Genomic DNA, 19,948 nt, shown 5'->3' with positions numbered 1-19,948 from the left:
AAGACAACATTTAAGTTGAACGGTACTCACACGTTTAACTAAGCATAGACCGCACCCACTCCGGTACCGCCGCCAATGCCGCCGGCAATCCGGCGGGATCGTTACCCCCAGCTTGGGCCATATCCGGCCGGCCGCCGCCTTTGCCGCCGACTTGGGTGGCGACGAAGTTGACCAACTCGCCGGCCTTGACCTTGTCCATCGCGTCTTTCGATACGCTGGCGATCAAGCTGACTTTATCGCCGCTGACGGCAGCCAACACCAGCGCGGCGCTGCCCAGTTTGTTTTTGAGCTGATCGGCCAAATCGCGCAGGGCTTTCGGATCGACGTCGTCGAGTTTGACGGCCAAGACTTTGACGCCGTTGACGTCGACCGCCTGGCTGGTCATCTCGTCGCCGGCCGAGCTGGCCAGTTTGGATTTGAGTTTTTCCAGCTCTTTTTCCAGGCCGCGAGTTTTTTCCAGCAACTGATGGACTTTGTCGGCGGCTTTATCCGGCGCGGCTTTCAGCAAACCGGCGATACTGAGCAAGGCTTGCTCGCGGTGGGCGATCCATTCCAACGCGCCTTGGCCGGTCACTGCTTCCAGACGGCGGACGCCGGCGGCAACGCCGGTTTCTCCAACGATTTTGAACAGGCCGATGTCGCCGGTACGTTGCACATGAGTACCGCCGCACAGTTCGGTCGAAAAATCGCCCATCGTCAAAACCCGCACTTCGTCGCCGTACTTCTCGCCGAACAGCGCCATCGCGCCAGCCTTGACCGCCTCGTCTTTCGCCATGACTTGCGCGCAGACGGCGTTGTTGCCGCGGATTTGTTCGTTGACGATGCGCTCGACGCTGGCGATTTGTGCGGCGCTCATCGGCTCGAAATGCGAGAAATCGAAACGCAGCCGTTCGGCATTGACCTGCGAACCTTTCTGGGCGACGTGTTCGCCCAACACCGCGCGCAAGGCCGCGTGCAGCAAGTGAGTCGCGGAGTGGTTACGTTCCGTGGATTTTCGGATGTCGGCGTTGACACTGACTTCGCAAGCCATGCCTTCGGCAATCACACCTTTGACCACTTTGCCCTTATGCAGGAACAACTGGCCGCCCTGCTTTTGGGTGTCGCTGACTTCGAAGGTGCCGCCGGTGCATTCGATCACGCCGCTGTCGCCGACCTGACCGCCGGACTCGGCATAGAACGGGGTTTGGTCCAGAATCACGACGCCTTCGTCGCCGACTTCCAGGCTTTCGACCGGCTGGCCTTTTTTAAACAGACCGATGACTTGCACCGAGCCGTCCAAATGCGAGTAGCCGGTAAATTCGGTGACGCTGTCGTGGCGAATGTCCTGGTCGTAATCGGCCGCGAACTGGCCGCCGGCCCGAGCCCGGTCGCGCTGGGCGCTCATTTCGATTTCGAAACCGGCATGGTCCACGCTCAAGTTGTGCTCACGGGCAAAATCGGCGGTCAAATCCACCGGGAAACCGTAGGTGTCGTACAGCAAGAACACCACGTCGCCGGGAATCACATGACCATCCAGCTTGGCGACGCAGTTTTCCAGGATGCGCATGCCCTGGCCCAGTGTTTCGGCGAAGCGCTCTTCTTCCTTCTTCAACACCCGCTCGACCTGATCTTGCGCCTTGACCAATTCCGGATAGGCTGCGCCCATTTCGGCGGCCAGCGGCGCGACCAATTTGTAGAAGAAGGTGTCCTGAATGCCCAGGCGGTAACCGTGGCGGATCGCCCGACGGACGATGCGGCGCAACACGTAGCCGCGACCTTCGTTGGACGGTAACACGCCGTCGGCCACCAAAAATGCGCACGAGCGAATGTGGTCGGCGATCACCCGCAACGAGCTGTTGGTAAGATCGGTCGTACCGGCCAATGCGGCGGCGGTTTTGACCAGATTTTGGAAAATGTCGATCTCGTAATTGCTATGCACGCCCTGCATCACCGCCGCGATCCTCTCCAGACCCATGCCGGTATCGACCGACGGCGCCGGCAGCGGCGTCAGGTTGCCGTCCTTGTCGCGCTCGTATTGCATGAACACCAGATTCCAGATTTCGATGTAGCGATCGCCGTCGTCGTCCGGACTGCCCGGCGGGCCGCCGGCCACGTGCTCGCCGTGGTCGTAAAAAATCTCGGTGCACGGGCCGCACGGGCCGACATCGCCCATAGCCCAGAAATTGTCCTTGGCGCCGATGCGCGAGAAGCGAGTCGGGTCGATTTTGACCTCTTCCAGCCAGATCGCTTCGGCTTCCGAGTCTTCGTCGAACACCGTCACCCACAATTTGGCCGGCGGTATGCCCATTTCCTGGGTCAAAAAGTCCCAGGCAAAATGGATCGCGTCGCGCTTGAAATAATCGCCGAAGCTGAAATTGCCCAGCATCTCGAAGAAGGTATGGTGGCGAGCGGTATAGCCGACGTTCTCCAGATCGTTATGCTTGCCGCCGGCCCGCACGCAACGTTGACTGGTCGCGGCGCGGCTAAAGTCGACTTTCTCCCTCCCCAGAAACACGTCCTTAAACTGCACCATGCCGGCATTGGTGAACAGCAAGGTCGGATCGTTGCCCGGCACCAAGCTGCTGGACGGACGCACGGCATGGCCGCGTTGGCGAAAGAATTCCAAAAAGGCGGCGCGGATTTCGGCGCTGGTCATGTTTTTCATGGTGGTTAGGTCGTTAATGTTTATATTCTTCAAAAATATTCGTTCGTTGGTCGAGTTTGATTCTCGCATTTAGCCTTTCGAGGTTTACCCTAGGACTAATCTAAGGCTCGCTAATATGATTCAACGTTACAAATTCAACGGCTACGCGATCATTGACTCTGCCGCCCATGTCGCTCATTGTCCAATCGGGTTTGAATATTGGTCGGATTGCGGCGACAATCCAATACCGCAAAAACCGAAACAAACTCGCTATCGAAGGTATAGTAAATCGCATAGGGGAAGCGCTTGGCCAACAGCCAATAAAAATCGCCAAACTTTTTGGGATGCACGCCGGCATATAGCGCCAAAGAGTCGATATCAGCAGACAGCGAGTCTAAAAAGTACTGACCGACACCCTTTTGCTGTCGTTCGTAAAACTCGAAACCGTCCAACAAATCAAACTTGGCATTGTCAAAGATGCGAATTTTCATCGAATCCTATCTTGAATTTCCTTTTTTGCCTCGTCCCAATCGGTAAACCCCACCAAGCCGGCTTTCGCCAAACGCGTTCTCTCCATCAATATTTCACCATGCCAATCAGGAGATGAATATTCAGCGGCCTGAATGGATAAGTCATTCCATAAAGCTTCCATCGCGGCAATTTTCTCGGCGACCGACATTTCATTTAATGGTAGCGTCACTTTCATATTCTCTATCCTTTAATGCAACAACATACGGTCGTAATCAGTTACCGACTTCCGTTATCCGAGCTATAACCATCGCACTTCAAATTTCGGTTTTTTGATACCCTCACCCCGTCCCTCTCCCGGATGGCGAGGGAGCGGATGCGCAGAAATTTGAAGTGCGAAAGGTATCGCTTCACTATTCGGAGTCAAGAACTCCGCATTTTAATCTTCAACACCACAAACACCCGCTTAATCGTCTCGCCGCTAAAACCGCGCTGTTGCAAGAACCGGCTGCGTTTGGCCCATTCGTTGGGCGGCAGCGAGGTTTCATCGCCGTATTTGCCCGCATAAACATCCAAGGCCAGATTCAGCCAACCGCCTTGTTCCTCGGCTTGCGCATCCAGATCGGCGTCGGCGATGCCGCGCTGCTGCAATTCGTAAGCAATCCGCAGCGGCCCGTAGCCCTTGGCGATCCGCTCGCGGATATAGCATTCGGCGTAGCGCGCGTCGTTTTGCCAGTTTTGCCGGCTCAAATCGTCGATCACCGCCGCCACCTCGTCGCGCTCGAAACCGCGCATCGCCAATTTGTCCAGCAACTCGCGGCGGCTGTGCTCGCGGCGCGCCAGCAAGCGCACGCAGATGGCTTCGATGCGTTGGCGGCGTTCCAGCGGGTTGGCTATCGATTCGTCCGTCATTCGGCGCGGGCCGCAAAATGCGGACATTATCACACAGATAGCCGCCCCCTTAAACCGGCATACCGGCCCGATGCGCGCGGGCGCGGCGACCGGGCAGCGGCTATAATCGCGCTAGCAAACTCCGGGAGGCGGCTGATGAAGCTGAAAGATTGGTTCGAACATTGGGGCTTGACCAAAATCAAGCTGACGGCCGGCTTTTTCGAATCGGAATGGCAGGCGCAAACCGCCGACCGGGACGCGGCCTGGGAACTGTACGTGGAACTGCTGACCCGCATCGTCACCCAGCCCTTGCCGGACCGCGACGGCGACGAGCAAGCCGCGCTGAACAGCGTGCACAGCCTGTTCGGCATCACCCGCGAGATTCTGCGCCGCCAGGGCCGCAACTGCGAGCAATTCAGCAAGGTGGCGATCGTGGTCTTAAACCAAGTCGTCCGGCCGTTTACCGCGAAATGGCACAAACTGGCCTTGGCCGGCGCCTTCGAACAACCCCAGCATTGCCGGGAGTTCCGCGACGAATTAAAAGCGCTGCAACTGGATTTGCTGATTTACGCAAAAGCGTTGGCGGCGATCGCCCAAGTGGAAGACCTGACGGCGGCGGCCTTCGACGACCCGGCCGACCGCTAAAAATCGCGAGCGGCCTGACGGCCGCTCGACAAGCAAAAAACCAAAACTGCAAAGGGTAAAAGCACCAAGGGCCTAGGGTAAGTCCTGGGCAAGACGGAAGCCGATGTAGCTGTCGGGGTTGTCGGCATCGTTCCAACCACGGAGCGCCGAACGCAGCCTGTAGGGGTTGAGACTCCAAGGGCCGCCGCGGATCACCCGACGGCCTCCGTCGCTGGCCACCCAAGCCGAGCCATCATTCGGCGCACCTTGGTAGTCTTCGTGCCAAACATCTTGCAGCCACTCCCAGACCTTCCCGACCATGTCGTGCAGACCGTAAGTATTCGCTCGCTTTAGCCAGACATCCTGGGTTTTGCCTCCGGCATTCTCAGCAAACCAGGCATGCTGGTCAGCCAAGCCAACGTCATCGCCCCAGAAAAACTCTCTAAGGCTACCGGCACGGCAGGCATATTCCCATTCGGCTTCGCTGGGTAGCCGATAGGGTTGGCCGGTCGTTTCCCGTAGCCAGGCCGCATAAGCGACGGCGTCTTGCCAACTGACATTGACGACCGGCCGCCGTCCACGCCCCCAGCCTTCGTCTTGGGGCTTGACACGCCCGGTTTGTTCGGCAAAAACGTCGTACTCGGCGAACGTCACCGGGTATTTGCCTAACTTAAAAGGTTTGGCGAAGGTGACGGTGTGAATCGGTTTTTCGTTGTCGTATTGATCGCCGCCCATAGCAAACGAGCCGGCGGGGATTATGATCATTTCGGGTTCGATGACCCAATCGGGGCTATGTGCCGTCCGAGGGAGAACCGATGGCTGGGGTTCGAGCGCCACCGTCGGCAGCAAATCCTGAATGACCTCGCATAACAGCTTCAGCCCGGCTGACTCGTTATGGCCGTGCCAATCGAGCAAGTTGGCGGCTTGAATGCTGCGAAAACCCAAAGGTGGCTTCACGTCGTCCAGCAAGCACGGCACCAATATTCCCCGCTCGCGCCCCTCGTCGGCCTCCTCCAGCACCCAGTGCGAATCGATCGAAGACTTAGACCATGCCACCACCATGCAAGAGCAGATACTCAATTCGGTTTCTATCTTCTGCCGCCAGGTTTTGCCCGGAGGTGTGGTGCGGTCATAAAACACCGACCAGCCGCGCGCGCTCAATGCGGCCGCCAACGGCTTGATTCTTGCCAAATCGTTCTTCTGATAGCTTAAAAAAATGTCGGCCACGTCGTCCTTAATGTTTCTAATTAAATTTTCTGTCAAATCCTAAAGTATTGCGAATACCAACCCGAAACATCCAAATCACAGGTGAAGTCGCATTCGTAAAGTAGTAAAAATCGGCGCGGATTTTCGTCCAGTCTGCCAAGCCCGCGCGAGGCTAATATCTCGGAAAACCGGAGCGACCGCAAGACCGGACGATGCGTTGCTTGCGGGGTGGAAAATCGCCTGGCTTGCGGGATTGGTGCTATCGTGGGGGTGGCCTGTTCCCTTCGACTCCGCTCAGGGAACGGCGCTTTAACCGGGGAGCGGCGCTCTAACCAGGGAACGCCCCCCAACCAGAACCAACCAGAACCAACCAGAGTCAACCATAACCAATCTGTACCGCGTTACGCAAGGGCGCTCAAGTCGGCACGCTTCCGCTAGCCAATCGAGCAAGTCACGCTTTCGCCGCCGGCTGCTATCCGCGCTTCTCTGACTACTCACCGCTTCAATTTCGGGTAGCTTCCTGCGCTCCGTAACGTTCACCGCCGGTTAGCCGAGCGGAGTCCAGCTTTTCAGGTCGATCAGACCTCGCCGGCTAAGTGGAAACCAAACTTGCAGATCGTTTAGAGCTCATCGGCTCAACGGACCTCAATAATTCAGGTCGCTCGGACCTCATTCGACTGAACGCTGCCCAATATTGCAGATCGTTAGGAGCTCATCAGCTTAACGGACCTCGATATTTCAGTTCGCTCGGACCTCATTTGGCCGAACGCTGCCTAATATTGCTGATCGTTTGAGCCCGATTGGTTGAACGAAGTCCAATATTGCAGATCGTTAGGAGCTCATCGGCTTAACGGACCTCGATATTTCAGGTCGCTCTAGCCTTATTGGCTCAACTGAGCCGAAAATTTCAGATTGCTTAGAATTTCTTGATTTAACGGAACCCGGCGTTTTACGTCACTTGGAACCGTTTGGCTAGACGGCACCCTGTATTTCAGGTTCTTCGGAACCCGTCGGCTGAACGGAGTCGGGTGTTTCGGGTTGCTCGGGAATCGCTGGCTGAGCGGACTCGGGTGTTTCAGGTTGCTCGGGAGTCGTTGGCTGAGCGGAGTCGAAGCCAGCGTTTTGGCTATGGCTCGCATTCCGGCACTCGGCCAATCGATGCAATAAATTGCTGTCACCCGCCATCAGCGCCCGCTTCTTGTTGCGGCTCCAGCCTTGAATCTGTTTTTCCCGGATATAAGCGTCTTCAATCCGCTCGCACATCTCGCAATAAACCAATTGGACCGGCAATCGCGTTGCGGTGTGTTTGGCGCCCAAGCCGTTTTGGTGTTCCCACAAGCGGCGCTCCAAATCCCAGGTACTGCCGGTGTAATAGCTGCCGTCCGAGCATTGCAAAATATACAGGTAAGGCATTGAGTACCCCCAAAAGATTCGGCTAGGTTCGCCGAGTTGAGCGGCGAACTGCGTTAAGCCGGACGCGCCGTTCCCTGAGCGGAGCCGCGTTCGCTGAGCGGAGCCGAAGCGAACATCGCGGCCAGCCAACCCGACTCCGCCCGGCTTCGATTCCGCTCGGCTTCGGCTCCGCTCAGCCGACGGAGTTAGTCGGCGTCGTTGAACTCGGCGTCTTCGTCGTCGGCCGGCGCTGGGGCGTTGGTCACGCGGCTGACGAAGGCTTTTTCGCGGATGGCTTTTTCCAATTCGGCGGCGGCCTCCGGGTGTTCGCGCAGGAATTGCTTGGCGTTGTCCTTGCCTTGGCCGATTTTGTCGTTGTTGTAGCTGTACCAGGAGCCGGATTTTTGGACGAAGCCGAATTCGACGCCCAAATCCACCAATTCGCCGAAGAAGGACACGCCTTCGCCGTACAGAATTTCGAAGTCGGCTTGCTTGAACGGCGGCGCGACTTTGTTTTTGACGATCTTGACGCGGGTTTCGTTGCCGATCACTTCGTCGCCTTTCTTGATCGCGCCGATGCGGCGAATGTCCATCCGCACCGAGGCGTAGAATTTCAGCGCGTTGCCGCCGGTGGTGGTTTCTGGGTTGCCGAACATCACGCCGATTTTCATCCGCAGCTGGTTGATGAAGATCACCAGGGTGTTGGAGCGCTTGATGTTGGCGGTGAGTTTGCGCAAGGCTTGCGACATCAGGCGCGCCTGCAAACCCATGTGCGAGTCGCCCATGTCGCCTTCGATTTCGGCTTTCGGGGTTAACGCCGCCACCGAGTCGATGACCACGATGTCGACCGCGCCGGAACGGACCAGCATGTCGGTGATTTCCAAGGCCTGCTCGCCGGTGTCCGGCTGAGAGACCAGCAGATCGTCGATGTTGACGCCGATTTTCTGGGCATAAACCGGGTCCAGCGCATGTTCGGCATCGACGAAGGCGGCGGTGCCGCCCAATTTTTGCACTTGCGCGATGGTTTGCAGGGTCAACGTGGTTTTACCGGACGATTCCGGGCCGTAGATTTCGATGATCCGGCCGCGCGGCAGACCGCCGCAGCCCAGCGCGATATCGACCGACAACGAGCCGGTCGAAACGACTTCGATGTCGCGGGTCGCGGCGACGTCGCCCATCCGCATCACCGAGCCTTTGCCGAATTGTTTTTCGATTTGGATCAGCGCCGCGCCCAGCGCCTTTTTCTTGTTTTCGTCCATTGTTGCCTGCCTTGGTTTGGCTACTGAAAGCCGGCGATTATCCCATAGGCCGAGGCCTCGAAACAGCTTTTCTCGCGGCCGGCTCAGGCGAACAGCGCGGCCGCCTGGCATGGATTGAACGGAAAATACAGATGTAGATAGGAGGCTTGCAAGCGGCCGACCCGGTAAAACGCTTCGGCTTGACCGTGATGGCGGCGGGTAGTGGATTGGGTGTGCGGCGCCAGCGAGGTTTGCAAGGTCGAGAAATGAAAGCTGTGGCCGCGTATTTCGCCGTGCTCCAGTTCCAGACTGTGCATGCCCAGATTAGCGAGTTGGGTCTGCATCCGGGCCTGGCCGGGCAACAGGCCGACCATCTCGGCGGCCTGTCCGTCGCGGTCGGCCAGGCTGTCCAGCAAATACAAAAAGCCGCCGCATTCGGCGTAGATCGGCTTGCCTGCTTGGTGATGCTGGCGCAAGGCCTGTTTCATCGCCTCGTTGCCGGCCAGTTCGGCCAAGTGCAATTCGGGATAACCACCGGGCAGGTAAACGGCGTCGGCCGCCGGCAAGCCGCTGTCGGCCAGCGGCGAGAAGAAGGTCAAGGTTGCACCCAAGGCTTGCAGGCAGTCCAGATTGGCCGGATAGAGAAACGAGAACGCGGCATCCCTGGCGACGGCGATGGTCCGGCCGGCCAACCATTGCGGCGGCGACTCGACCGATTGCGCCGCGAAGGCCACCGGCTCCGGTAGCCGGCAATCGCTGAGCAGATCGGCGGCGCGGGCCAAGCGTTGATCGAGGTCGGCAATTTCGCCGGCCTGATGCAAGCCCAAGTGACGCTCTGGCAAACCGACCGAGGCGTCGCCGAGCATCGCCGCCAGCAGCGGCATATTGTCCGGCAGGGCTTCGGCCAACAGGTTGGCATGGCCGGCGCTGCCGACCTTGTTGGCAATGACGCCGACGAAGGCCAAACCCGGCCGGTAATAGGCCAAGCCGTAAGCGACCGCCGCAAAAGTTTGCGCCATGCCATGAGCATCGATCACCGCCGCGACCGGCACAGCAAGCGTTTGGGCCAGATCGGCGCTGCTGCTGTCGCCGTCGTACAAACCCATCACCCCTTCGATCAGGATCAAATCGGCTTCGCCGGCCGCGCGATACAGCAACTCGCGGCAGTGGGCCTCGCCCATCATCCACAAATCGAGCTGATAGGCTGGGTGTCCGGATGCAAAGGCCAAAATCTGCGGATCGATGAAGTCCGGCCCGGTTTTGAATACTCGCACCTCGCGACCAAGCCGCCGATGGTAATAGGCCAGCGCGGCGGTCACCGTGGTTTTGCCCTGGCCGGACGCCGGCGCGCTGATTAGGATGGCCGGACAAGGCTTAACCGGCGTAACGTGAACGTCGATCACCCGTCAGTCCCTGGGGTAAAACCACATTTGATACACGCTGAGCAGGATTTGCACGCCCATCGACAAGCCCATCAGCGCGCCGCTCAGCACCACCACGTAAGCGAACTCGCGGACATGTTTGGTGACGAACCAGGAGCCTACGTCCAGCAGCATCGCGACGAACGGAATCACCACCGCGATCCGTTTGACGTAAATATTCATGTCGCACAATAAAAAGATCTTGCCGATGAAAAACAGGATGAAGGCGATGCCGAACAAATGGATATGCGATACCCTGACCAAGGCGGGAATCGACGCGCCGCCGGTGTGGGCGACTTCGGCGACGCCCGTAAAGGTGGTCAAATCCGGCAGCGATGGATTGGCGGCCGGATTGTGGCAATGCACGCAATCGCGGTTCAGAATCGGCGCGATTTTTTCGTCGTAGCCGTCCTTTTCCGCGCCGTCCTGTATCCATTTTTGAATAACTTCCTTGTCGCTCTTGTATTTCAGGTTAGGTTCCATGATGCCGTTGATCGCCGCGCCCAGGCGGGTTTGGCTGTTGGAACCGTGGTACATGATGACGATGTCGTCGATCGACAAGCCGCGCTTGCCGTCGCGGCCCTGGTGGGTGTAATACATGTTGACCAAGGCCATCAAATAACCCAGGCCTATCGTCAATAAAAACACGGTGTTGAGGATACGTTCGCTGACGGAAATATCCTTGAAACGGGTGTATTGCTTGCCCATGCGATCCCTCGGAGATTGATTGGATGGATAGTTTAACTTGGCAAAAAAAGACCGGCACGCAAAGTGCCGGTCAAGCGGGAGCCACGAGGTTTATCGAGGTCTTTATGGACGACTTTAAAAACTTAACCAGGTATTGAAATACAAGGTGTTGTTGTCGCTGGCGTTACGTCCCGAGCCGTCGTAATTCTTGTCGCCGCCGTCGAAACGCGTGTAAGCCACATATTGGGCCGCGAAACGCAGATTCAAGTAGGACTCGGCAACACCCGCCGTTTTACCGAACGGGATGTAATTCAACTCGAAGGTAAAGTAGTCCGAATTCGGCCGCCTGTTCGGCGATGCTTCGTACAACACCGCGTCCTGATTACCGTGGATATGGTTGTATCCAACCGTCAAGCCGTAGGTTTGCTCGAAGGTGTAAGCGCCGTTCAAGCCCAAAAAGCCTAATTGCTGGTTGCGCTGTGCCGCGGATGCCGCGGCCGCGCTGGCCAGTAGATCTTGAGATTCGCGGATGTAGCTGGCTTTGAATTCATAGATATGCTTGGGGTTGGCCAAGTATTGGTAATTAAAATCCACGCCCAAATCGGTGTAGCGGTCGCTGACCGTCAATGTGGGGTCGGGCTGAACGTTGGCCCTGAAGCCGAAATGCCCCAACGATATATAGTGGCCTTGCCAATCTTTTTGCAAACCGATCCGCCAATACGGCGCTCCGCCATCCACTTTGACCGCGCCGTCGTCCCACTGCCCCATACCTTTTTGGGCGTACTTGGCAAAACTGGTATAGGCACCGGCTTCGAGGAAAACCGTATCGTCGATCATGCTGTACAAGGTGGCCCCGCCGATCTGGCCGCCCAGCGCGGCCAACGCCGGTTCGGCGCCGGGCGTACGCGCCAACGGCGATCCGGAATACGGGAATCCCCAAGCCGGCGTGGTGTTCCACAAATCCTGAACGGTCGGACTGTTATTGAACGACACGCCGTAGACAAAATTGCGCCCCAGCCAATCCGCTTCGTCGGCAATCCGAATATCGGTGTTGTCCAACGCGAAACGACTGGCCACGCCATCGTAGGTAAACTGCACGAAAGCGCCCATGTTGCCGTAAACCTTTCCGCCGTAAAACAACGAGGCCTGATCTAACGCCAGGTTGTTGTTGCTGTTAAAGTCGCGCCGCGCCAATACCGGGTCGGCGGGTATATCGCTATCGTTGCGCTTGGTATTGGTCAGCGAACCGACGGCCATGCCGCCGAAACGGCTGATGGCCGAATCGTTGTTACCCCACACGTAACCATTTAATTTGAATTGCCGGCCGTAAGGCGTCAAATTCGGACCGAAAGCTTGCGTATGACACATCGCGCAGGCCATGCCAGTTTGCCTGGCAAAACTCGGCAGGGCTTGCGCTTGACCGACGAAACCCCAGTACAAAACCGAACAAAACAACCAAAAGAAACGCCGAATCAATCGTCTCGTTATAATATGTTTTTCCATAAGCAACTCCATTAAAATAGAGTTTAAATTATAGCCAAACCAAGATTAATCCAATATTAAAAATACGTTAACTTACGTTAAAAAACAACAAGTTATAAATACGAAAAGCAAATAAACCCCAAGCGCCAACAAAAGTCAACGCCTTTCCAATTTTATAAAATTATTATCGACAATTCGCTGAAACAGTGACGGAACTAAAGCTGGTATAAACAGGCAACCCCGTTTATATTTTAATAAACGACATTAAAACCATTAAAAATTAATAAATACGGAAGCCATCCCTAAATGGTGCATCGTCATATTCACGTGCTTGGCATCTTCCAGATATTGATTCATATAGCCGATTTCGGTACGCACGTGGCTATTGAAATTCCACCCAAACCCGGCGAATACCCGGTTCTGATCGAAACCGGATTTGCCGCCCCAATCGGTGGTGTTGACCCGATAAAACGCTTCGTCCCAAGCCACCAGACTAAAACGCGGCTCGAACTCGAACGGATGCACGAATTTGATCATTTGCCGGGGGCGTTCGCGGACTTGGTTGCCGCGCAGGAAGTTGCTTTCCCACATGGTCCTGAAGGTAAAAGTACCGATGTCGGTCGGCAGCACGTAACGGAATGCCGGCCAGAAATCCTGTTGGGCGATGTACGGCTTGTTTTGGTTTTGGGTCGGCAGCCAGGTGTAACCCAGCCAAATCGTGGCGCGATCGCTCAACGAGTAGCCCAGCGCGCCGCGCACCATGCCTTGGTACCAGTGCTCCCAGTTACCGTCGAAACGCGTCTGACCTTCCACCCACACTCTGGCCTTTTCCAAATCCGGGTTGACGGCTTTCAGACTGCCTTCGCCAACCATTTGCAACCAGGCCCCGGTATCCTCGGCCAACTCGCCGGCTTGCGCTCTGGAGATACCCGGTCCGGCGACGAAAAACGCGGTTAACGTAAGCGTTGCCAATATCAATCGATTCGATGTCATTTCGGTCCTCCGACGACAAAACTAAAGTTTCAATACCCGTCTCGCGGGCATGCCTCCGGCCTGGGCTGCATGACTGCGCCTTAGGCGGAAAAGGTGATTATTCGAGGTGGTGTCGGCGGCCGGCTCGCACGCCGACCGGCCACCGGTTAAGACCGCTCAGACACTCAATTTTCGGCGCGCGGCCAAGTGGTGATCCGAGTAGGAATGATGATCGTCCAATCCGAGGATCTGGCAACGGCCGCCCGCATGATTGTATTCCTCGGTGTAGTGATGGATAAACTCCATCACGGTATGATCGATCAAATCGACGTCCGTCAAATCAAAGAACACGTTTTGTTTTTCCGGAAAATCCGCAAGCAAACTCTTCAGGCTGATGAAGTTCGAAAACACCGCCGCGCCGCTGACCGCGATATGGTAGGTATCGGCGTTGGTTTGATTGACGTGGTAAGCCATCGAGAAGATATTGCCGGGTTTCAAGCCGCGGCTGACGTGGATCAATAACTCGACAACGATGCCGATTGCCACGCCGACCAACAAGTCGGTGGCAATCACGCCGATAATCGTGATCACGAAGACCGCGAAGTTGTCCAAGCCCACGGTCAGGGTTTTGGCGAATTCCTTCGGAGAGGCTAAACGAAATCCGGTAAATACCAACAAGGCCGCCAACGAGGTCAACGGAATTTCGTGTATCAAGCGCGGAAACAAGGCGACGAAAATCAGCAAGAACAAGCCGTGGAAAAAGTTGGCCCAGCCGGTTTTAGCGCCGTTGTTAATGTTGGCGGAGCTACGGACAATTTCGGCGATCATCGGCAAGCCGCCTATCATACCCGACACCAAATTGCCGACCCCAACCGCCGCCAAATCGCGGTTCAAATTGGAATTGCGTTTATAAGGATCGAGCTTATCGACCGCCGAGGCGCTCAACAAACTCTCCAAACTACCAACCAGCCAGATCGTGACGACCGAAATCCAAAATTCGTGGTCGGCGATTTTCGAAAAATCCGGAAAATAAAACCCGGACATGAAGTTTTCCGGTACCGCCACCAAAAAGGCCGGACCCACGGTAAATTCGTGGTGCGGCAAAATTTCCGCATCGGGCAAGAACAGGTATTGATGGATATGATCCAAATCGAAAAACTGGCCCAGGGCCAAACCCAACATCACCACCAACAGCGGCGCCGGAATCATTTTCAAAGTCGGCTGTTTGATGACAGACCACAGGATTAATAAAGCTAATCCGCACAAACCAATCAACGATACTTCCGGGTTCATTTCGACAATCGAATGCGGGATTTCCGCTATGGTCCCCAATAAGGTCTTGGCTTCGGGCTTAACCCCCAACAAGGTATGAATCTGCTTGGCCATGATGATGATACCGATCGCGGCCAGCATGCCATGCACCACCGAGGACGGAAAAAACGCACTCAGCTTGCCGGCCTTGAAGACGCCGAGCAGCACCTGCAACACGCTGGCAACGACAATGGCGGCCAACGTATAACGGTAGCCGGCCATCGCATCGCCCTGTCCGAGCGATTGCACCGCGTCGACGATGACGACAATCAAACCGGCGGCCGGGCCATTGATCGTCATATAGGAGCCGTTGATCCGAGAGACCACCACGCCGCCGATAATCGCGGAAATAATGCCGGCCATCGGCGGAAACCCGGACGCCATCGCTATCCCTAAACATAGTGGCAGCGCAATCAAAAACACCAAAAAACCGGACAGCAAATCGCTACGCCAGTTTTCGATCAACCCCGGTATACCTGTTTTAGGTAAAGCTACAGTGGATGCTTGCGACATGGTAAATCTCAGCTTAATGGAAAACCTTTGTTAAGCCAGAAATATGCCAAGCACCTCAACCTCGCGCAAATACTAGGTTTGCACGGCTTTGGTTCGCGTCCAATCGCTTGGCATTCGACCAGGCTGGTTTATTAAAACCACGCACCTTGGTTGAAATCCACCACGCGCGCGATTTGCACCACTCGCGGTGCAAACTCTTGCTGATTGCTGGTGAATCGCCCGGTCCACGCCCCTCAAATCCACGCCAACAGAGCGCGCTGCAGAACTATACGAAAACGCTCCCTATCATTCCTGAACAAGACGGTGCGCGCGCCGCACCAAACCGAACAAACGCTGCCTGGCTACCGGTCTATTCAAGCCGCCGAACTGTGGCCGGCGTCCGGTTGAAATCAACCGGCCACCCCGGCGATTTGCACCGAAGCCTATCGATATTCTCGAATTAGATATTACGATTCAATGACTTAATAAATGGCACGACTTGTGCTTTACTAAATTAAAGTCTGGCATGCTCCGAGGTAAGCCGGACCGCTTACTCGTGGTCGCCCACCCGCGCATCGGGCAACCCACGGAATTCAGGTTTGCCGGCTCTTTTCTTTTGATACGAGGTTGATGTACCCATGACGGTTTCCAAACCCACTACACCGCTAAACGATCAGCTTCTCGGCAGTGCCGGCGGCTTCGATCTGGATGCGGCGATCGAACACATAGCCCATTGGCTGCCTACGCAAGGCCCGCTAAAAGATTTTATCCACCACAATACGCTGCACGCGGTGCAGGACAAGCCCTTCCATGAAGGCGTGGCGATTGCCGCTCGCATCTTTGGCGCCCGCAGCTATTTGCCGTTAGCCGATTATCAAAGCCGCTACCGGCAAGGCCGTATTCGCGACGATGCGATCGACTGGGCCTTGGCGCACTGCGATTGCCCTGAGGCCCAACGCGCCGCGCTACGCGAACGCCTGTTCGAAGACGACAAGCACAGTCACTATCCGCCGATTTCGCTCGCTAACCACGGCATACGCGCGCATTGGATGACGGCTCTGGAAGTCGATTTGAACGCGTTGGCCCATCCGGTGGTATTCCGCCTGCTGGGCAATTTTCTCGACCAAGGTATCAGCCGCTGGACCTTGGCCAAGGACGGCGAAAGCTTCTGGGATTGCGTGCTGCGCTTGACGCAAAACAGTTTGCTGCCGCTCTATCCTTTTCATATCGCCGAAGTGCGCGAATTGTTAAATCAAGGGCCGGACGGCGTCATCGCTCATTGCCTCGAACGCATGGTCGGCGCGGAGTCCTGGTACGAACAATATCTGTTGGAGTTGCTGCTCTCTCACCCCGGTTGGGCCGGCATGGTCAGGTTGATCGAGCTCAATCCGCAAGCCTTGCTGGCTAAAAGGACGATTTCGTTGAAGCAGTTGATCGCTTTCGAAATGGCCTGCGAGCTGGCATTTCTGACCAAAAAACGCGGCAAGCAGTTTAGCAACATCGCCAAGCTACCCCAGTTGGACACCTTACCGCGCTTCGAACACCAGCTTGCCGATTTGGCGATCCCGTTGCGTTTACGGGTCTGGCACGAAGCGATGGAATGGTCCATGCACAGCGAGTTGCTGGCCGCATTGGTCACCCAGCCGGTAACGCGAGCAACTCCAAATACGACCAAAGTCAGCCCGACCGCCCAGGCCCTGTTTTGCATCGACGACCGAGAATGCTCGCTGCGTCGGCATCTGGAAGAAATCGATCCAAGCATCGAAACTTTCGGCGCCGCCGGTTTTTTCGGCATCGACTTCTTATATCAGGGTTTGGACGACGTTTACCCGGTCGCCCAATGCCCGGCCGTCATCACCCCCAAGCATTTGATACGTGAGGAAGCCCCCCATCAACACCGGAAAAAAACCAAAACCAAAACCAAAAATCTGGCCGGCATGCATTTCTCGGCGCATTCGATGTTTCGCGGCTGGCTATTTACCCAAACCATCGGCTTGGGATACGCGATTCGTTTGGCCTGGAACGTGTTTCGTCCCGGCGCCGGCGTTCCCAAGGTTCAGCAACTCAGCGAGGTGGAGGCTCACTCGCATCTGCACCTATTGCGAGAAAACGACGAGCCGACCGAGGAAGGTTATTTGCTGGGTTTCTCGTTTTCGGAGATGGCCGACCGAGTCGGCGGTTTACTGCGTAACATTGGCCTGACCCAGGGGTTCGCGCCGTTGGTAGTCATCGTGGCTCACGGCTCCAGCAGCGTCAACAACCCGCACTTCGCCGCCTACGATTGCGGCGCCTGCTCCGGCAAGCCGGGCGCGCCGAATGCCCGCGCCTTTGCCTGGATGGCCAACCATTCGTCGGTACGCGACATTCTGCGCGAACGGGGCATCTCGATTCCGGACGACACCTATTTCGTCGCCGCACTGCACAACACCAGCCGGGACGAAATCAGCTACTTCGATCCGAACGCCTACCGGCACCGCGATCTAAGCAAACTGCATACGTTCAAGCATGCGATGCAACATGCCTTGCTCAGAAACGCCCGCGAACGCTGCCGTTGGTTCGAATTGGGACCGCAATCGCATTCCAATAAGGAGGCCCACCGCCACGTGGTAGCGCGCGCCTCGTCGATTTTCGAGCCGCGTCCGGAATACAACCATTCCAACAATCTTTACTGCGTGGTCGGCCGCCGAGAACTGAGCCGCCAATTATTTTTGGATCGCCGTTCATTTTTGCATTCCTACGTGCCGGACAGTGACCCGCAAGGGGAAATCCTGGCCAAAATCCTTGGCGCCATCATTCCGGTGTGCGGCGGCATCAACCTCGAATACCTATTTTCCCGCGTCGACAATTCGGTCTATGGCGCCGGCACCAAACTACCGCACAACGTGATCGGCCTGCTGGGCGTCGCCAATGGCGTCGAGGGCGACTTGCGTACCGGACTGCCGCAGCAAATGATCGAAGTTCACGAACCGGCCCGACTGCTGATGGTGATCGAGCAGCGCCGGGACATCGTCGATCAAGCCCTGGCCTTAATCGGCGATCTGAAGGAATGGCTGGACAACGAGTGGATACGCTTTGCCTGCCAAGATCCGCTCAGCCACGAACTGTTTTATTACTCGGCGCGGAGCTGGGAAGCCGTACGCCTACCGGCGTCGTTACAGCCGCCCGCCGCGCCGCATTCCGAACGGATTATCGTCGGTAAAACCGAAACGATACCGGTCCATCAATTGCTTGGGAGACCCGCATGAATGGCTTGATACTCGCCAGCCTGTTTTTACCGATGCTCGGCTTTTTGCTGATTCTGGCATCGGCGCCGAACGAACACCGCATCGCCAGAATCAGCCTTTGGACCGCGCGTCTGATGGGCTCGTGCGTTTTGACCCTGTTGGCGACATGGTCCGCTTACGGCTTCCCGAATCACGAATTCGTTTGGTTCGATCTGTACGCTCGCGGCGACTACCACTTCCCGATACTGTTCTATTTGGACGTGGTCGGTGCGACCTATCTGTTCTGCGCCTGGGCGATATTCGCGATCATCGTCCGCTATTGCCGGGTGTACCTGCACCGCGAATCCGGCTATAAGCGCTTTTTCCTGACCATCTTCGGCTTTAGCTTCGGTTTAAATCTGGTGATTTTGTCGGGCTCGATCGATATGTTGTTCGCCGGTTGGGAAATTGTCGGCGTTTGTTCGTTTCTGCTGATCGCCTTTTATCGACATCGGCCGCAACCGGTCCGTAATGCGTTGCGCGCCTACACCATCTACCGGTTTTGCGACGTCGGTCTGTTGCTGGGCGCCTGGATGAGCCATTTGCTGTTTCACGAGAGCCAACACTTCAGCGAGCTGGCCAACTTGTTCGATCACGCGGCCATGCCGCCGGCCGGCTATGCCTCGTTGCTGTTTTTGTCGTGGTTGATTGTGATCGCCGCTTCCGGCAAATCGGCGCAGTTTCCGTTTTGTTTTTGGTTGCCGCGGGCGATGGAAGGTCCGACCCCATCCAGCGCGATATTTTACGGTGCCTTGTCCATCCATTTGGGCGTGTTTTTGCTACTGCGGACGATGCCGATCTGGAGCTACCATTATGTGAGTCGTCTGGTCGTGTTGGCGATCGGCTTGCTGACCATCGTCGTCGCCAGTTTGTCTGAAAAAACCCAATCCAACATCAAGGGTCAGATCGCCTATGCATCGATTACCCAGGTTGGCTTCATGTTCGTCGAACTGGCATTCGGTCTGGAACCTCTGGTTTTGATGCATTTTCTCGGTAACGCCTTCTTGCGCTGCTACCAATTGCTGGTCTCGCCGTCCATCGTCGCTCACCTGTTAAGGGTCGAGGGATCGGTGGATACCGACTTCGTCATCAAACCCAGCGCGATGCGCGACCGTTTGCCCTACTCGATTCGCGACACCCTGCCGGGTGTGCTGCAAAACACCTTGTACGTGTTCGCGTTGCAGGAAGGCAATCTGGAGCGGCTGGTGAGAATGAGTTTGTGGGACCCGTTGAAGGCCATCGGCAGTCGAGCGAACGCCGTGCGGCCGGCGATTAAATACTTGGTGCTATTTTCGGTGCTGGCGCTGATTCCGGTGTCGAAACTGCAACAATCCGTCGATCCGGCGTATTTGTCCATGCCGGTCTCATTGGCCATGGTATTGGCGACGCTGGGCGCGTTCAGTCAAAACCGCAATCCGCTGCGGGTTTGGCACGCAATTGCGCTAAGCTGCCTACTGGCCGGCGCGGCGGTGTGGATGATGACGCCCGAGGCCGCCCCCGATGTCCTGCTGTTTGCCAGCGGCATTGTACCGTCCTGGCTGCTCGGCATTTTCGTCCTGAAACGCCTGCTGCGCGACGAAGATTTCGCGGCAATGCCGTTCCGGTATCGGGCATTGGCCGAAACCCAACCCGGCTGGTCCTTGCTGCTGTTTTTGAGCTTTTTGGGCTTGGTCGGTTTTCCAATCACGCCGGCCTTTTTGGGCGAAGACCTGTTACTCGCGCACGCCACCAATCAACATCCCTGGTTCGCGTTACCGATCACGATCGCCTTCGTCGTCAACGGCATCGCCGCCGCCCGCGTTTTCGTCAGATTATGCATGGGCCGGCCCGCCGAGGTTAGACCGTTGGAAACTTGATCCGACAGTGTGGCCGAAGCCA

At 56.5% G+C, this 19,948-nt stretch carries 15 protein-coding genes; 3 read left to right on the top strand and 12 right to left on the bottom strand.

Annotated elements, in window-relative coordinates:
* Positions 1–34 precede the first annotated feature (34 nt).
* From alaS to ACP4CD_RS00235, 4 genes are all read right to left on the bottom strand, one after another.
* A complete protein-coding gene (gene alaS / locus ACP4CD_RS00250; RefSeq protein WP_426992869.1) occupies positions 35–2,644 on the bottom strand; it encodes an alanine--tRNA ligase in 2,610 nt (869 codons plus the stop codon).
* Positions 2,645–2,793: 149 nt separating this feature from the next.
* Positions 2,794–3,114 carry a hypothetical protein gene (locus ACP4CD_RS00245; RefSeq protein ID WP_064025791.1) on the bottom strand — a complete coding sequence of 107 codons (321 nt, stop codon included), beginning with the start codon at positions 3,112–3,114 and terminating at the stop codon, positions 2,794–2,796.
* On the bottom strand, positions 3,111–3,329 hold the full coding sequence (locus ACP4CD_RS00240; protein ID WP_064025789.1) for an addiction module protein: 219 nt from the start codon (positions 3,327–3,329) through the stop codon (positions 3,111–3,113). Before ACP4CD_RS00240 ends, ACP4CD_RS00245 begins: the two co-directional genes overlap by 4 nt.
* 185 nt (positions 3,330–3,514) lie before the next feature.
* Positions 3,515–4,003, bottom strand: a complete 489-nt coding sequence (locus ACP4CD_RS00235) for a regulatory protein RecX (protein ID WP_426992867.1) — start codon at positions 4,001–4,003, stop codon at positions 3,515–3,517.
* 135 nt (positions 4,004–4,138) lie between these two features.
* Here ACP4CD_RS00235 and ACP4CD_RS00230 point away from each other — a divergent pair, with 135 nt between their 5' ends.
* Positions 4,139–4,627 (top strand): hypothetical protein, encoded by a 489-nt coding sequence (locus tag ACP4CD_RS00230; protein WP_426992865.1) that lies wholly within the window; start codon positions 4,139–4,141, stop codon positions 4,625–4,627.
* 72 nt (positions 4,628–4,699) lie between these two features.
* Here the strand turns inward: ACP4CD_RS00230 and ACP4CD_RS00225 are convergent, their stop codons facing one another.
* The 8 genes from ACP4CD_RS00225 to ACP4CD_RS00190 all read right to left on the bottom strand — a co-directional run bounded on the left by ACP4CD_RS00225 (position 4,700) and on the right by ACP4CD_RS00190 (position 14,828).
* A complete protein-coding gene (locus ACP4CD_RS00225; protein WP_426992864.1) occupies positions 4,700–5,833 on the bottom strand; it encodes an SUMF1/EgtB/PvdO family nonheme iron enzyme in 1,134 nt (377 codons plus the stop codon).
* Between the two features lie 951 nt (positions 5,834–6,784).
* A complete protein-coding gene (locus tag ACP4CD_RS00220) occupies positions 6,785–7,225 on the bottom strand; it encodes a GIY-YIG nuclease family protein (RefSeq protein ID WP_426992863.1) in 441 nt (146 codons plus the stop codon).
* 185 nt (positions 7,226–7,410) lie between these two features.
* Entirely contained in the window at positions 7,411–8,463 is a 1,053-nt protein-coding gene (recA, locus tag ACP4CD_RS00215; RefSeq protein WP_064030604.1) for a recombinase RecA, read from the bottom strand.
* 83 nt (positions 8,464–8,546) lie between these two features.
* Positions 8,547–9,845 (bottom strand): cobyrinate a,c-diamide synthase, encoded by a 1,299-nt coding sequence (locus ACP4CD_RS00210; protein ID WP_426992861.1) that lies wholly within the window; start codon positions 9,843–9,845, stop codon positions 8,547–8,549.
* A gap of 3 nt (positions 9,846–9,848) precedes the next feature.
* Entirely contained in the window at positions 9,849–10,571 is a 723-nt protein-coding gene (locus ACP4CD_RS00205) for a hypothetical protein (protein ID WP_064030603.1), read from the bottom strand.
* Positions 10,572–10,685: 114 nt separating this feature from the next.
* Entirely contained in the window at positions 10,686–12,053 is a 1,368-nt protein-coding gene (locus ACP4CD_RS00200; RefSeq protein ID WP_071160939.1) for a hypothetical protein, read from the bottom strand.
* A gap of 252 nt (positions 12,054–12,305) precedes the next feature.
* Positions 12,306–13,025 carry a DUF2490 domain-containing protein gene (locus tag ACP4CD_RS00195; protein ID WP_426992860.1) on the bottom strand — a complete coding sequence of 240 codons (720 nt, stop codon included), beginning with the start codon at positions 13,023–13,025 and terminating at the stop codon, positions 12,306–12,308.
* A gap of 156 nt (positions 13,026–13,181) precedes the next feature.
* Positions 13,182–14,828, bottom strand: a complete 1,647-nt coding sequence (locus ACP4CD_RS00190) for a SulP family inorganic anion transporter (protein WP_426992858.1) — start codon at positions 14,826–14,828, stop codon at positions 13,182–13,184.
* A gap of 617 nt (positions 14,829–15,445) precedes the next feature.
* Between ACP4CD_RS00190 and ACP4CD_RS00185 the strand changes: the two genes are divergently transcribed.
* Both ACP4CD_RS00185 and ACP4CD_RS00180 read left to right on the top strand, forming a co-directional pair.
* Positions 15,446–18,052: a YbcC family protein gene (locus ACP4CD_RS00185; protein ID WP_426992857.1), complete on the top strand. Its 2,607-nt coding sequence runs from the start codon at positions 15,446–15,448 to the stop codon at positions 18,050–18,052.
* The gene (locus tag ACP4CD_RS00180) at positions 18,049–19,926 is read left to right on the top strand and encodes a proton-conducting transporter membrane subunit (RefSeq protein ID WP_426992856.1); all 1,878 of its coding nucleotides are present in this window, start codon (positions 18,049–18,051) and stop codon (positions 19,924–19,926) included. Before ACP4CD_RS00185 ends, ACP4CD_RS00180 begins: the two co-directional genes overlap by 4 nt.
* The last annotated feature ends 22 nt before the right edge of the window (positions 19,927–19,948 follow it).

This window comes from Methylomonas stagni, from assembly GCF_050154735.1.
In the GTDB taxonomy this organism is placed as follows: domain Bacteria; phylum Pseudomonadota; class Gammaproteobacteria; order Methylococcales; family Methylomonadaceae; genus Methylomonas; species Methylomonas koyamae_A.
This window is presented reverse-complemented; position numbering and strand designations above follow the sequence as displayed.